The 14529-nt window shown below is 45.7% G+C and carries 16 protein-coding genes; 5 read left to right on the top strand and 11 right to left on the bottom strand.

All coding sequences use genetic code 11. The features are described 5' to 3' along the window. Window positions 1-167: 167 nt before the first annotated feature. Window positions 168-395: a hypothetical protein gene (locus AB1K83_RS12970; protein WP_413058616.1), complete on the top strand. Its 228-nt coding sequence runs from the start codon at window positions 168-170 to the stop codon at window positions 393-395. A 52-nt stretch (window positions 396-447) separates the two neighbouring features. Here AB1K83_RS12970 and mnhG read toward each other — a convergent pair whose 3' ends face one another. The 8 genes from mnhG to AB1K83_RS13010 form a co-directional block, all read right to left on the bottom strand. After that, window positions 448-831, bottom strand: coding sequence for a monovalent cation/H(+) antiporter subunit G (mnhG, locus tag AB1K83_RS12975; protein WP_413058617.1), 384 nt, complete (start codon window positions 829-831; stop codon window positions 448-450). Next, window positions 815-1096, bottom strand: coding sequence for a Na(+)/H(+) antiporter subunit F1 (locus AB1K83_RS12980; RefSeq protein WP_413058618.1), 282 nt, complete (start codon window positions 1094-1096; stop codon window positions 815-817). Before AB1K83_RS12980 ends, mnhG begins: the two co-directional genes overlap by 17 nt. Beyond that, entirely contained in the window at window positions 1093-1572 is a 480-nt protein-coding gene (locus tag AB1K83_RS12985) for a Na+/H+ antiporter subunit E (RefSeq protein WP_413058619.1), read from the bottom strand. The genes AB1K83_RS12980 and AB1K83_RS12985 overlap by 4 nt, the downstream gene beginning before the upstream one ends. Window positions 1573-1578: 6 nt before the next feature. Continuing rightward, window positions 1579-3063 (bottom strand): Na+/H+ antiporter subunit D, encoded by a 1485-nt coding sequence (locus AB1K83_RS12990; RefSeq protein WP_413058620.1) that lies wholly within the window; start codon window positions 3061-3063, stop codon window positions 1579-1581. Then, window positions 3056-3397, bottom strand: a complete 342-nt coding sequence (locus tag AB1K83_RS12995) for a Na(+)/H(+) antiporter subunit C (RefSeq protein ID WP_413058621.1) — start codon at window positions 3395-3397, stop codon at window positions 3056-3058. Before AB1K83_RS12995 ends, AB1K83_RS12990 begins: the two co-directional genes overlap by 8 nt. Beyond that, complete coding sequence (locus tag AB1K83_RS13000; protein ID WP_413058622.1) at window positions 3397-3819, bottom strand: Na(+)/H(+) antiporter subunit B; 423 nt, start codon at window positions 3817-3819, stop codon at window positions 3397-3399. The genes AB1K83_RS12995 and AB1K83_RS13000 overlap by 1 nt, the downstream gene beginning before the upstream one ends. Further along, on the bottom strand, window positions 3806-6214 hold the full coding sequence (locus AB1K83_RS13005) for a Na+/H+ antiporter subunit A (protein WP_413058623.1): 2409 nt from the start codon (window positions 6212-6214) through the stop codon (window positions 3806-3808). The genes AB1K83_RS13000 and AB1K83_RS13005 overlap by 14 nt, the downstream gene beginning before the upstream one ends. A 471-nt stretch (window positions 6215-6685) precedes the next feature. Further along, window positions 6686-7696: a DUF1646 family protein gene (locus AB1K83_RS13010; RefSeq protein ID WP_413058624.1), complete on the bottom strand. Its 1011-nt coding sequence runs from the start codon at window positions 7694-7696 to the stop codon at window positions 6686-6688. Between the two features lie 225 nt (window positions 7697-7921). Between AB1K83_RS13010 and AB1K83_RS13015 the strand changes: the two genes are divergently transcribed. Continuing rightward, window positions 7922-8497, top strand: coding sequence for a YufK family protein (locus tag AB1K83_RS13015; RefSeq protein ID WP_413058625.1), 576 nt, complete (start codon window positions 7922-7924; stop codon window positions 8495-8497). Window positions 8498-8507: 10 nt separating this feature from the next. On the opposite strand, the gene AB1K83_RS13020 is transcribed toward AB1K83_RS13015, so the two are convergent. Together AB1K83_RS13020 and AB1K83_RS13025 are read right to left on the bottom strand one after the other, a co-directional pair. Then, window positions 8508-10361 carry a transglycosylase domain-containing protein gene (locus AB1K83_RS13020; RefSeq protein WP_413058626.1) on the bottom strand — a complete coding sequence of 618 codons (1854 nt, stop codon included), beginning with the start codon at window positions 10359-10361 and terminating at the stop codon, window positions 8508-8510. 78 nt (window positions 10362-10439) lie between these two features. Further along, a complete protein-coding gene (locus AB1K83_RS13025; RefSeq protein WP_413058627.1) occupies window positions 10440-11669 on the bottom strand; it encodes an MFS transporter in 1230 nt (409 codons plus the stop codon). Window positions 11670-11808: 139 nt separating this feature from the next. Between AB1K83_RS13025 and AB1K83_RS13030 the strand changes: the two genes are divergently transcribed. Beyond that, window positions 11809-12600, top strand: coding sequence for a peptidylprolyl isomerase (locus AB1K83_RS13030; RefSeq protein ID WP_413058628.1), 792 nt, complete (start codon window positions 11809-11811; stop codon window positions 12598-12600). A 40-nt stretch (window positions 12601-12640) separates the two neighbouring features. Beyond that, window positions 12641-12862 carry a hypothetical protein gene (locus AB1K83_RS13035; protein ID WP_413058629.1) on the top strand — a complete coding sequence of 74 codons (222 nt, stop codon included), beginning with the start codon at window positions 12641-12643 and terminating at the stop codon, window positions 12860-12862. A 31-nt stretch (window positions 12863-12893) separates the two neighbouring features. On the opposite strand, the gene AB1K83_RS13040 is transcribed toward AB1K83_RS13035, so the two are convergent. Next, window positions 12894-14069: a MalY/PatB family protein gene (locus AB1K83_RS13040; RefSeq protein WP_413058630.1), complete on the bottom strand. Its 1176-nt coding sequence runs from the start codon at window positions 14067-14069 to the stop codon at window positions 12894-12896. Between the two features lie 81 nt (window positions 14070-14150). On the opposite strand from AB1K83_RS13040, the gene AB1K83_RS13045 reads away from it, so the two are divergent. Beyond that, window positions 14151-14411 (top strand): DUF1871 family protein, encoded by a 261-nt coding sequence (locus AB1K83_RS13045; RefSeq protein WP_413058631.1) that lies wholly within the window; start codon window positions 14151-14153, stop codon window positions 14409-14411. The last annotated feature ends 118 nt before the right edge of the window (window positions 14412-14529 follow it).

Genomic DNA, 14529 nt, shown 5'->3' on the forward strand with positions numbered 1-14529 from the left:
GTCATGGCAATCCTGGAAACTGTCATGTCCCGGCCAGAACTGTCACGTCAACCCGGAAAATCCGAGAAGAAACCAACAGTGCCTCGATGGAATCGGTCCTGTGATGGGCGGTTATCCCCGGTCCTAGTATACGACCGGAATAGGATAAGTGGGAAAGGGGGATGACGATGCCTCATCGTGGTTATCGACATGGCGGTTATCGACATGGTGGGTTTGGCGGTTATGGTGGTTATGGATTTGGAGGGCCGTTCTTAGGAGGATTGGCAGGCGGTCTTCTAGGATCAGTCTTGTTCCCTTCCTATGGGTATGGCAGATATCCGTATTCGTATCCGTATTATCCATATTATCCATATGGGTACCCGTATTCACCGTATGGCTTTTATGGTGGTTTCTAAATCAAGATAAAAAACACGCATGGACCGGAAATCCGGAAACCATGCGTGTTTTTCATTCTTCTTCTTTCCGGATATCCGGTTTGCCCTTTTTGGCCTTTTCCACAACTTCAGCAAGGTCATCTCCAACCGTCAATTTGGTTGGCTTGACACCCGACATGTAGGCGGCCCGGCTCATCAGGTGCCCCCCTATCGGAGAGGTGATGAACAAGAAGGCGATACCGAGTAAAAGCTGGATACTGAAATGTCCTTCATTGAACCAGAAGTGAAAGAAGACACCAAGCAAAATACTTAGAACCCCTAATGTCGCGCTTTTGGAAGCGGCATGAGCCCTCGTATACACATCGGGCAATCGAAGGATACCGATTACTGTGACAATCGTAAAGATGATACCAACGACAATCGTGAGGACAATCAAACTATTAGCTATTACGGTCATGTTCGATAATCTCTCCTTTCTCAATGAATTTCGAGAAAGAAACTGTTCCGATGAAAGACATGATGGCTATAAGCAAAATGACTTCGATAAAAAACTCGGTTTCAAAAAGAATGGAGATCAATGCAATTGCTGAAATGAGCATGACGCCGATCGCATCTAGGGCAATGAGCCGGTCGGGCGTCGAAGGCCCTTTGAATACCCGATACAGCAATCCAAAAATACACAGGATGACAATGATTAAACAAACCCACATAAATGTCATCATGGCCGGCTCACCTCCTTAATCGCTTTTTCAAATGAATTCTTAATCGAATCAATCGCTTCTTCTACATCATCGACGTCAATCGCATGAATATATAAGGTGCGTTGGTCATCTGAAACATGGACGACGATCGTTCCAGGCGTCAATGTTATCAGACTCGACAACAACGTAATTTCCCAATCATGTTCCAGATCGGTTGGCATGGCGAAAATTGCGGGATGAATATTCAGCTTTGGCCGTATGACGAGTAGCAAGACCGAAATATTCGATAGAGTCAATTCCTTAAAAAATAGCAAAGTCAATTTCAACGCAGCCCAAGCTCGCCATATATACAATCGAGTCTTGAAAAATCGTCTCATCATGATAATTAAAATGAGACCGATCAAATAGCCGACGATAAAGGTCGTTGCCGACATGGAGGAGCTCATAAACATCCAAACGACGGCAATAAAGAAGTTCAATAATATTTGAAATGCCATCGTCCTCTACTCCTTTAGCACCGCATCTATATAAATAGATGGTTGTAATAGTACATCCGAGGCATCTGCCATATAAGGGACCAGCCATTCGGTTCCTACGCCGTACAGGACGGATAGGATAACGAGAACCACAGCCGGCATCATCAGACGGCGATAAGACTGTTTCCCTCCCGTGACTGCCAACGGTTGGGGCTCTCCCCAAAAAGCATAGATGAAAATTCGGATGACCGATAACAGAACGATTAAACTGGAAGCGAGAATGATGAGGCTTCCCCAAATATGTCCTGCTTCAAATGCTCCTTTGATAATGAGCAGTTTCCCAATGAAACCACTGAGCGGCGGAATTCCTGCCAAGCCGAAAGCGGCAATCAAATACATCCAGCCGAGAGGGGCGTGGGTCTTCATCAGACCGCCCATCTTCCGCAAATTCGACGTCCCGGTGACATGGATGATAATTCCGATTAATAGGAACAGCGCCCCTTTGATCAACATATCGTGGATCAAGTAGAAGATCGCCCCTGAAATTCCCGCTTCATTCATGACGGAGGCACCGAACAGGATAACCCCGACCGCAATGACGATGTTGTAAATAATAATTTGTTTCAGGTCAAAATAAGCGAGAGCTCCGATGCAGCCTGCAATGATTGTCAAGAGCGAAAGGACTAGCAGGAAGTTATGCGTAAACCCGATATCACTAAGGAAAAACAAAGTATACGTCCGCATGATGGCGTACACCCCGACTTTTGTCAGCAGAGCACCGAACAGTGCAAGCACCGGAATCGGCGGCGCTGCATAGGAACCCGGCAGCCAGAAATACAGTGGGAAAATCGAGCCCTTGATTCCGAATACGATCAACATGAGGATTGCTATCACTGTGACAATACCGGAAGGGCCGATTTGCATCAATTTGACGGAGATATCAGCCATATTCAACGTTCCGACGACGGAATAGAGGAAAGCTACAGTAATAACGAATAATGCCGAGGATACGACATTGACCAAGACATATTTAATAGATTCGCGAAGTTGCTTTTTCTCTCCGCCCAAGGCGATGAGGACGTAGGAAGCAATGAGGAGCACTTCAAAAAATACAAACATGTTAAAAATATCACCAGTTGTAAATGCTCCATTGACTCCAGTCACCATGAATAGGACGGCGGAATAGTAGAAATAACGTTCTCGTCCTTCGCCGATCGAAGTGAAACTGTAAATGACAACGAATATTGTAATTAAAATCGTCGTCGTTACAAGTAGGGCCGATAGCATGTCCGAAACCATGGAAATACCGAATGGTGCGGGCCAGCTGCCGAGCGTTACCGCCTGGACCCCATCTGCCTTCACTTTCGCAACCAGAAATAGAGAGGCCACTAAACTGATCAGAAGACCGATGATAGTGAGAGAACGTTGAAGTCGTACATTTTCTTTAAAAAAGAGAAGAAGAATCGCGAAAAGGAATGGCAAAATGATCGGGAATAAAAGTAAGTTAATCATGTTCGTCATTACCTCTCATCAGATTCATATTATCCGTCTTATGTTCAGCATACATCCTGTACGCCAACACGAGGATTACAGCCGTCACTCCGAAGCTGATGACAATCGCCGTCAGAATCAGGGCTTGGGGCAACGGATCGGCGTAATCAGTCACGCCTTCCGCTAATACAGGAGGCGCCGGTCCACCTAAGCCACCCATGGTCAAAATGAGCAAATGGGCGCCGTGGCTCAAAAGTCCGGTTCCAAGGATGATTTTCAATAAGCTTCTGGATAGGATCAGGTAGACAGCAGCGGTAAACAGGACGCCGATGACAATAGCCATAATAAATTCCATTACGCATCGCCTCCGATCGTTTGGATGACTGTGATAGCCGACCCGACAACTACTAAGTACACTCCAGCGTCAAACGCCATTGCCGTGTGCAGGGAGGTGACCCCGAACAAAGGCAACGTAAAGTCATCAAATGCATGTGTGAAAAAAGGAACATTGAAAAAGATGGCAGCGGATGCCGTACCGAGGGCTAACACCAATCCGATGGCAGTCACAATCGTGAAATTGAAAGGCAGCGCCCTCTGGATCGTTTTCAAATCAAAAGCAAGAAGCAATAAAACGATGGCACCCGTCGTCAACAATCCGCCGACAAACCCTCCGCCGGGTGTGTAATGACCGGCGAAGAAGATATGAATGGAAAAAAGGAAAATGATGAAGAATACGACTTTCGTTGTCGTCTGTAAAATGACGTCATTTGTTTTCATTCGTACTCTCCTTTCTTGCAAGACGCAAACGAATCAAGCTCAACACACCAATCCCCGCAATGGAGAGGACGGCAATTTCGAATAAGGTATCGAAACCACGATAGTCCACCAAGATGACGTTGACGATATTTCCGCCGGCCGCTTCCGAATAGACCGTGTCTTTATAATATTGGGAGATGGATGGAATCAGCTTTTGCGAATGGGCGGACAGGGCAACCAATGTTACGGTCACGCCAACGCTCAATGCAATGATTGCGTTTGCAAGCTTATTTCTCTTAGTCTCCCCATGCGAATGCAGCTTCGGCAAGTGCTGGAATGCCAACAGGAACAATGCGACGGAAACCGTTTCAATGACGAGTTGTGTAAGAGCCAAATCCGGCGCTTTGTAAATGACAAAGAACAAGGCGACCGAATAGCCGACAGCCCCAAGTGCAATGATGGCGGACAACCGTGTTTTTGCAACCAATACCATATAGACGGCCAACAGAAGGATAACCGCAGTCAGAACACCATATGTATTGACCGGAGCAAAGCTTGAGGCATCCACTACGAAAGCGTTTTTGCCAAACAACGTAGCAATCGTTCCTGCCGCGACAAATGCAAACATCATGAGCAAATAGGTACGGATGAGCCCCGTCATGTAGAAACGGGATATCCGGTTCATCCCACGTTCACCGAAAAGCATCGTCGAGTCATAGAAATGATTCAATGACAGGCCGTTTGGTTGGATGTCATACAGCTTCTGCCACTTGGATAGCGTACTGTATAAGATGCCTCCGACGGCAACCACACCGACCGTTAACCAAAGCTCCACCGAATCAAACCCATGCCACGCCGCTACATGCACCTCTATTTCAGAAGGATGGCTATAGAGCGTCGGCTGGATCGCCATGACAGCAGGTTTGATGAACCATTTCGCCACGAGATTCGGGATGAAGAAAATTCCGACAACAAGAGATGCTAGGAAAACTGGGGATACGAGCATACCAATCGGGGCCTCATGGGGCTTTTTAGGCAATGCCTCCAATTTGCCTTGTCCTGTAAATGTTCGGAAAACGAAATAAAAACTGTAAATGAATGTAAATACACTAGCAATCCAAGCGATTACTGGGAAAAGGATTCCCCACGTAGCAAAGTTATAAAGCTCGAAATGCTTCAAAGCGAGCATCGATTGCAAGAACATTTCCTTACTTAAAAAACCGTTGAATGGCGGTAAGCCGGCCATTGACATTGAGCCGATGAAGGCAACCGTAAAACTGATCGGCATGATGCTCATTAAGCCGCCGAGTTTACGGATATCCCGTGTACCGGTCTCGTGATCCACAATCCCGGCAATCATGAACAAACTTCCTTTAAATGTCGCATGATTGATCAAATGGAAAATGGCAGCGAACATGGCAAACCCGAAGATCGCTTCATTTGTGTGATACGTAATGGCTCCCGCGCCGAGCAAGGACATGATCAATCCAAGCTGACTGACCGTTGAAAACGCAAGGATCGCCTTCAAATCCGTTTGCTTCACTGCGAAGAACGAACCCCAGAAGAGCGTGAGCAATCCGATGCCGGTCACTAGCCAAATCCAAAGTTCGGAAGCGGCAAAGATCGGCGTGAAACGAGCGACGAGATAAAGTCCCGCTTTTACCATGGTGGCAGAGTGGAGGTATGCACTAACTGGCGTAGGCGCTTCCATTGCATCCGGCAACCAAATATAGAACGGGAATTGTGCAGACTTTGTGAATGCACCGAGCAGGATCAAGACGAGGGCAATCGTGAAAAAGGATTGTCCAACAAAACCAGATGATTGGTCAATCAGTTCCCGTATGGAAAACGTATCTCCCATAATCCCTAAAAGGACAAATCCCCCTAACATCATCAATCCGCCAAAAACTGTAATCATCATCGATTTTAACGCACCAAATCTTGATCGGTCGCGCGTGTACCAGTACCCGATGAGGAGGAATGATGAAATTGAAGTGAGCTCCCAGAATAAATAGAGCGAAATGACATTATCCGATTGGACAACGCCTAGCATGGCGCTCATGAATAGGAGTAGATAGACATAAAAATTACCCAACTTTTCGCGGGTCTTGTCCAAGTAAAAAATGGAATAGAGCACGACGAGCGCTCCGATGCCCGTGATTAGAAGAGTGAACAGGAGACTGAGTCCATCAATATACGAAATAAAAGAAATTCCGAGTGATGGAATCCATTGGAGCTCTGAAACGAGATGGCCCCCGTCCATGGTCATCTTGACAAAACGGATGTAATAGATAAACAGCGCGACCGGGACGAAAAGCACAAACCAACCAGTATGTATGCCTTTTAATTTCATATAAAGAAAGGGCACGAAAATCGCGGCCACGATCGGCAGGAATATCAAAAACACGAATTCCAAAAAAATCCTCCTTTCAGTCCATTGAAACATTATTTTTTTCACTGTTTTCAAGTATAACGTAAATAACGTGGTTTTCAAAGGTTTGATTGCAAGACAATTTAAACCTATTCCTTATCAATCAGGAACCCCGGATAGCGCAATCTATCCGGGGTTCCTCTCTTAATATTCTGCCTGAAAAAGAGTGACAAATAATCGACGATTTTATCTGAATTCAGCTAAAGCCCCCACTTCGATAAGTGTCAGGATGAATTCTAGTGTTCTCTAATTCAGCGGGTGTTCAAACGCCCGCTGAATTCAGATAAAGCCTCCGGCGGATGTCACAGATTTTGAGGGGAGAGGAAAGCGCGGTCCAAGAGTGCGACGTCTAGTGCCTTAATTTCTGCAAAGAACGCAGAAATACGGCAAATCGAACCCTTCGCGGTTCGATTCGCAATTCAAAATCTGGACGCAATTACGCCAAGGCGTAATTGATTAAAAAACAATAATCACAATGAAATACGCAACCATGGCGATCAAGCCGACAGGTACAGCGAAACGCATCCATTCAACACTCTTGATATTCAATTTGCCGGCTGCGATGATATTCGGGATATTACCGGGAATTAACATCCCCCCACTGACGAGAAGCCCAAGCAGAATTGCTTGGATGGTCGTATCATCCATGGCTGGACTGATTTCAGCAGCGGCTAACGTGGCGTTATCCAATACGGCGGATATCATGTTGATCCAATAGAGGATCAACGGATTCAAACCAAGAAGATACCTTTCGATGAACGGTTCGAAACCTGCCCCGAGCAAAGTGAGAGCCATGACAAATAAATAGACTTTGAATCCGCGGATTAAAATATCCAAATACGATTCGGTGCCTTGTTCCAACCGTTTTCGAGTCTGCTTTTTCGGATGGATCATCACAGCGGCAAGTAATCCGAAAATGACAACCCCCGGGATGACTTCAGGACCGATCAGTTCTAGTAAATAAAAGAAACTCTCGTCCAATTTGCTGACAGCCACAGTGGAAAGCGGTTCGCCAATCGGTGTCAAGACTGCGCCAAGACCAATGGAATAGCAAGCTAGAATAACAAGGCGGATTTCCGACTTCCGGTCGAGTCTCAGGACGCTGACGACAGCCACGAGCACAATGGCTGCGATAATAGCAGTTATGACACTGGAAATGAGGCCGAGGAAGATGACGATAATTGCAAGGAATAATCGGAAAGGGATCGCTTTGCTCATGCCGAGAATCGTTCTTTCAATCGGATTCTGCAACCAGCGGAACAGCAGCCCAGCGATGATAACCGCCAACGTAATATGTATCGGATCTTCCAGCGCTTTCATGATTAGGGATTTATCGAGGACCTGGCTGACAAGAACAGCTGCAATCCCCATCAAAAATAGAAAGACTTCTAGATTCCTTTCGACGATTCCCACTGTGAACGGTAGAAACAATACGAAGAGCAAGATGACAATCAAACCTATCATCATAATCCATTTCGCCTCTTTTACTTTTGTAATTTTTGTTTTGCCTTCTACTAGTATTTCGGGAAAAGGGCAGTTCTATTAGGAAACAAGTGATATGAAATATATTTAGTATATCATGAGAATGTTCGGAACGTTATAATAAGTTCATTGCGAACCTACTCTACTTGCAACTATTTTTTATTTCCATATAGTAGGGAAAGATCATTATTTTTTGTAACGGGGTGTCTTATGAAAAATCCGTACCTTTTTGGTTACTTGCCATTTGTGACAATCAGTTTATTCAGTTTAACGTTTGGTGTCTATGCAGTCAGCACCTCCATCGGTTTGTTTAAAGAGATCGGGCTTTATGCAGGAATGCGCGAGTTTTTGACGGATATGCAGCTGCGCATCTTTCTCCTTGTCGTCTATGCCCTTCTGTTTTTCATGTTGTTTTCCGCCTTGAAGTTGATTGCCCAAACAATCCATGAAACGGCCATGCTTTTTTTTTCAAAAGATCCGGAAGGCATTTCGTATAGCGAAGCAAGAGGGGGGAATGTCATTTATTTTTTCGGCTCTCTCGCCTCTGCCGGAGGGATTCATTCCATTAAACTGCTGGCAGGCATCTTTTTGCTGACGACATTCATTTACTTTGTGTTTACCGTGTATAAACTTAGCAAGTTCATGACGGTGACGAGCACGATAGGATTGCTTGTGTTTGAAATTACGATTTGGAGCGTCTTTTTATCTATCATTATATATATCCTATTGCGCCTTTATAACGGATTGATTGCAAGTTTGCCTTTTCTCGGAAATGAAATGGACTAGCCAACTTCGGCTAGTCCATTAATAATGTCGAAAAGAGGCGCAGATGGATCTTTTGATCGCTTAAACGCTTCATGGAGGTTGGTCGGTCGTAGCCAACCCAGACCGCAGTTGTATAACGATCATTCAAACCCGCCATCCATAAATCTTTATACTGGTCGGTCGTTCCAGTTTTCCCGCCGGTATAGGATGTGGTGTAAGCTACACCGCGTCCGGTTCCGTTCAATACGACGTCTTGCAACAAACGGCGCATCGTATTCACTGTAGAAGGCGACCATATCTCGGTTTTCTCGTCAGTCCATTTATATAACACGTCACCATGGCGGTTTTTGACCGAACGGATGGCACGAGCTGGCTTATACATACCGTCTATGAAGCTTGTATAGGCGGATGCCATTTCAAGTGGTGTCATGCCTTTGGAAAAGCCGCCGAGTGCAGCGGGATAATTCATATCTTGATCGACGACCGATTTAAATCCGAACGGCTTCATATAATCAAAAGCTTCCCTGATCCCCACGATGCGCAGCAAGCGGATGGCCGCTGTGTTATGGCTATGACGGAATGCATCTTTGACAGTCACCGTTCCATAGACATAGCCTCCGATGTTCGTCGGGCAGTACGAGCCGATGCAAATATTATCGCTGTTCACCGGTGTGTTATCCGTGTACGGACCACTTTCGAATAAAGGTGCATACACTAGCAACGGTTTAATGGCGGACCCTGGCTGGCGAACCGCTTGATAGGCCCGGTTAAAATCGGCTTTCCGATAGTTCTTCCCGCCATACAAGCTGATGATTTCCCTAGTTTCATTATCGATGACGGCAGCTCCCGCTTGTAGTCCGGCAGGAGATAGCAGAGCGGACACCCGTTCTTCGTCTAGTCGTTGCTTGCGTGGATCCAGGGCCGTTTCGATGATGATTCCGCTGGCCAGCACCTCGCTCGTTCTGGCAGCGATAGCAGTCCGGATTGCAATCTTCTCATTCTCATCGTTCGCATGGTCCAGTTGTTTTGAAAGCCCTTCTGATTGGGCAATCAACTCGGATAGCTCGGACAAGGCATATGTACTGTAAACGGGAAAGGCTTTCTCCTTCTTCTTGACGTTCAGTACAATTGCTTGTTTATTATAGGTAGCAGAATCCTCATCTGTAATAATCCCGTTTTTTGCAAGGGTTGCAAGCAACCTCTCTTGTCTTCTTTTCGTGTTGTCGAAATTCCGAAGAGGATCATATAAAGAAGGATTATTTGGAATCGCGGCGAGAAAAGCCAATTCCCACTCAGTCAGTTCTTGGAGTGGTTTGCTGAAGTAATAGGTAGCGGCGGCGCCAATACCGTATACTTGATTGCCGAAATACATTTCATTTAAATACATTTCCAAAATGTCTTGCTTGGAAAATTGCTTCTCCAGTTCCGCCGCGTAAAAAAGTTCCGTCAGTTTCCGTTCGTACGTCTTTTCTGTTGATAAGAAACGCATCCGGACTACTTGTTGCGTAATCGTCGATGCACCTTGCTTTAAATCGTCGTTAGCTGCATTGACAGCGAAAGCCCGGACGATGGCCGCGACATCATAGCCACGGTGCTCAAAAAAGCCTTTATCCTCACTTTCCAAGAAAAGCTGCTGAACAAAAATCGGTATGTCTTCAAGTGGAAGCGGATCTCTCCATTCCACATATTCTTCGCTGAAAATGAGCCCGTTCCGATCTTTCATCACAACGGGCACCGTAATAGGAGGGGGAGAAAGCTCGATCGATTCACTCATCTGCATTTGGAAAGAGTCCACACTCTTCCATTCCTCGGCGATCGCTTTTTGAACGATAAATAGAATGGGGAATGTGAAGATGATCATCAAAAATCCTGCCAGCTGCTTCAAATGGTGGGTCCCTCCTTTATTCCAATCAATTCCATAGCAAAAATAATAGCACACTCCTGTCAAGAGTGTGCATGGTTTTCATATTTTAGATAGTTTTTCATTCATTAAAAAGTGCTCAAAGTCTTCTTCGGTATTTCGACGTGCGTAAAAGAGGAAGATGAAGCCGACCAAAAAGAGGACTCCGGTGATTAAAAAAACGGAAGAAATGCCGAGGAATCCGCCTAGAATACCACCAACCATCGGGCCGATGATATTGCCAAGGAATCGGAAACTGGTGTTATATCCCATCACTTCACCTTGGGCATCAATGGGTGCTTCTCGTCTGATCAGCGCCGTTGTGACCGGAATCATTCCTCCAACTGCAATGCCGAATAATAGCCGACAGATGAACAGTTGCCAAAGTTCGGTTACAAATGCTTGTGGCACAATGAATAAAAATGAGAGCAGCAGGAGAAGAGACAGCACTTTTTCATATCCGATTTGATCTCCCAAAACTCCCCAACGGCGGGCGAATAAAAGATTTCCGACACCCGCGGCACTAAAAGTGACGCCTGCTAGAAAAGCGACTTCTTTTGCATCGGTCAGTTCCGCTACATATAATGAAAGCAACGGCTGGATGCTGAAATTCCCGATTTGAATTAGTGCAGTGATAATCATAATATTGAGCATTAGGCGATGGTGTAAAATCCCGTAGATGATCAATTTCCGGGAATAGGGAGCAATCCGCTTGCTTTTCGACTTTTTCTTTTCTTTTACACCGAATAAAACGATGAGGGCAGCAAGTACAACGGAGATAGAAGTGATGATGAACGTATATTGGAATCCGAACGCATCCGCTAGCAACCCTCCCAAGACGGGTCCGAACAATGTACCTGTCACACTTCCCATTTGCAATGTGCCAAGCTTTTTCCCCGCCTCCTCTTTTGCGGTTTGAGAAGAGATGAATGCAAGTGAAGTGGGAATGAAGCCCGTTACAATACCGTTTGCCAAACGAAGAAGGAAGAATGTTTCGACTGATTGAACAAATCCCATTAACAAGACGGCTGTTGCAATACCGAACCCGTTGATAAGAAGAATCGGTTTATATCCATACTTGTCCGCAATACGTCCCCAAATCGGCGACATCAGAAGCGCTGTCACAAACGTCGCCCCGAAAATAAGACCTGACCATCTTTGGACATAAGCATCCGAGTGATCCCCGAAAGTCTCGATATAGAGGGCTAAAAAAGGCATGATCATCGTCATCGTACCGGCTACGAGAAAGTTGGAAATCCAAATAATGATGAAATTTCGTTTCTGCACGTCCATTCCGAAAACCCACTTTCTGAGCTATGTCGTGCTTTTACATGTAGTATAGAGCAGTTCGGGTTCTGATGAAAGAAACGTGCTTTATCATGTAAATTCATTCGAAATAGAAGTGCGGGTATGTTAAAATGATGCAGGGTGAATGATTTTGAAAAAAATGATCTTCTCTATGTTGGCACTCTTTCTGCTTATGAGCCTTGTGGCTTGTGGAACCGCGAAGCCGGATGAAAAGAAGGAAAACATAGATGAACAAGCAGAAGAACTAGAAACGGCAGAGCAGCCAGAACAAGTCGAACAAGGTTCGGCTACAAATCAAGAAACGACCACCACGAAGGAGGAAACAACAATGTATCCACAGCTATCAAATGAAGTCGCTTCTAATGAAGCACTTGTTGTGATGAACACAACACTTGGCCCGATCAAGATTAAACTGTTCCCGGAGTTGGCGCCTAAAACGGTTGAGAACTTTTTGACTCATGCAGAAAATGGCTATTACGACGGAATTATCTTCCACCGTGTCATCAATGATTTCATGATCCAAGGCGGAGATCCGACTGGAACTGGAATGGGTGGGGAAAGCATTTACGGTGATACGTTTGAAGATGAGTTTTCCATGCAGCTATTTAACTTGCGCGGTGCACTTTCGATGGCTAACGCAGGCCCAGGAACGAATGGCAGCCAGTTTTTTATTGTCCAAGCTTCGCAAGCGCATGCCTCAGTGGAGCAAATGAAAAATGGCGGATGGCCGGATGAAATTGCGGAGGCTTATGGAGAGATGGGTGGAACGCCTCACCTTGACCAAAAGCATACCGTATTCGGACAAGTAATCGAAGGAATGGACACTGTCGATAAAATCGCAACAGTCAAAACCGGACGCCAAGATAAACCTGTGGAAGATGTAAAAATCGAGTCAATTGAAATTCTCCAGAAGTAAACTACCTTGTGAATTTAATGAGATAAGGAAGTGTTTGTAAATGAACGCGATTTTAATGCCGTTCCTTTACTTCCCTGAAGATAAATCCGAATATATTCCTGCCGCTATTTCCTTTACTTTTTTTATGATTCTTCTCGTCTTGACCTTCATGTGGATTCGTCGCAACTCGAAGAAACAGGAAGAGGAAACAAGGGAATTGGAAGAACGGATTTTACGCGAACGTCGCGAAGAGAAAGAAAAACAGCAGCACCCTCAGAATTGAGGATGCTGCTTTTCATTTGCCCGGAATTAGGTTAATCATTCATGGCACGGATGAACCGCTCGACTCCTTCTTCAATCAACGATCGGGGGGCTGCTACATTCATCCGGAGGAAGCCACGACCTGCTTCGCCATACTTGGTTCCTGGTTCCAGGGCGACTTTCCCTTTCGTGAGCAGGCGAGCCATCATTTCTTTTTCAGAAAGTCCCGTGTCTCGATAATCGATCCATAGCAAGTAGGTGGCGTGAGGCTTGCTGATTTTAACCCCCGGAATGGCGGCAGTCAATTTCCGGATGACATAATCCATATTGGATGAAATCGTCTCTATTAATTCATCCAGCCAAGGTCCGCCCTGTTCATAGGCTGCCTTGAAAGCGACCGCGGCAAAGGTGTTCATTTCCATTTGCCCGTGGGCAATCGCATTGTGACGGAGTTTCTTACGGATTTCCGGGTCAGGGGAGATGGTGACGGCCGCCTGTAGGCCAGCCAAGTTAAATGTCTTCGTCGGCGCTACGCAAGTGATGATCCGATTCGCTTCTTTGCCGGCTAATTTGCCGAGCGGGATATGAGTATGCTCCGGAAAAACAAGGTCAGCGTGGATTTCGTCTGAAATGACAAGCACATCATATTGGGCACAGAGTCGCAGCATTTCTTGTAGATCCTTCTCTGGCCATACAATTCCGCCCGGGTTATGCGGGTGGCAGAGGAGAAACACTTTCACGTTGTCTTGCAATTTTCTTTCAAAATCCTCGAAATCGACAGAATAGATGCCATCCTGCTCTTTCAATTCACTTTCTACAACCGTTCGCTGCTGCAGACGGGGAATCCGGAAAAACGGCGGATAAACAGGAGTGGTAATGAGGATGCCGTCTTCTTCTTTCGTGAACGTCTCAATAATAGTGGCGATTGCCGGAACGACCCCTTGATGGAACTGCATCCAATCACTTTCTGTATCCCACGCATAGCGAGTAGCGAGCCACTGCCGCAAGGCATCCCGGCAATCATCAAATTCAGAGGAATACCCGAAAACGGGATGCTCCAACCGTTCTCTGATGGCATCGATAACCACATCGGGCGCCGCAAAATCCATATCGGCTACCCACATAGGCAGAACATCCGACGCATCCTCGAGTCCATAAACGAATTCCAAACGGTCCCATTTCATCGAACGGGAATTTCTTCTTTCCCACACCTGCTCAAATACACTCACGCGAATCCCTTCTTTCCTCTTTCCTTTTTTCATTTCTATGCTATCATAAACTAGACTATAGAAAAAATAAGGTGACCTATTTTGCAAACAATCGAAATGAACAAAAAAGCGGTTTCCCTTTTAGAAGAGTGGGATCCATTTAATGTCGGGAAAAAGGCGTATGAGCTGGAAATTGTCGATGTCGTTTCCGAACTACACCGATTGGATCACCCGACCGACCTTGCAAAACGGATTCGTGAAATCTACGAACATTCCTATGAAATTTGGATACCGATCGAGAACTGCATGCAGATTTCCTATAAATTAATCGCCATTAAATATGAGGCGAAGTGCATTGTCTGATTTTAAAACCCGCACCCTGTGTTAGTTGACAGGGTACGGGTTTTTTGTTCCGTGAAGGTCTTATGTACTAATTTACGCCTTGCGGAATAAAGTTATTGAATGAATAATAATGCTTAAT

The sequence above is a fragment of the Sporosarcina sp. 179-K 3D1 HS genome (assembly GCF_047228905.1).
In the GTDB taxonomy this organism is placed as follows: Bacteria; Bacillota; Bacilli; order Bacillales_A; family Planococcaceae; genus Sporosarcina.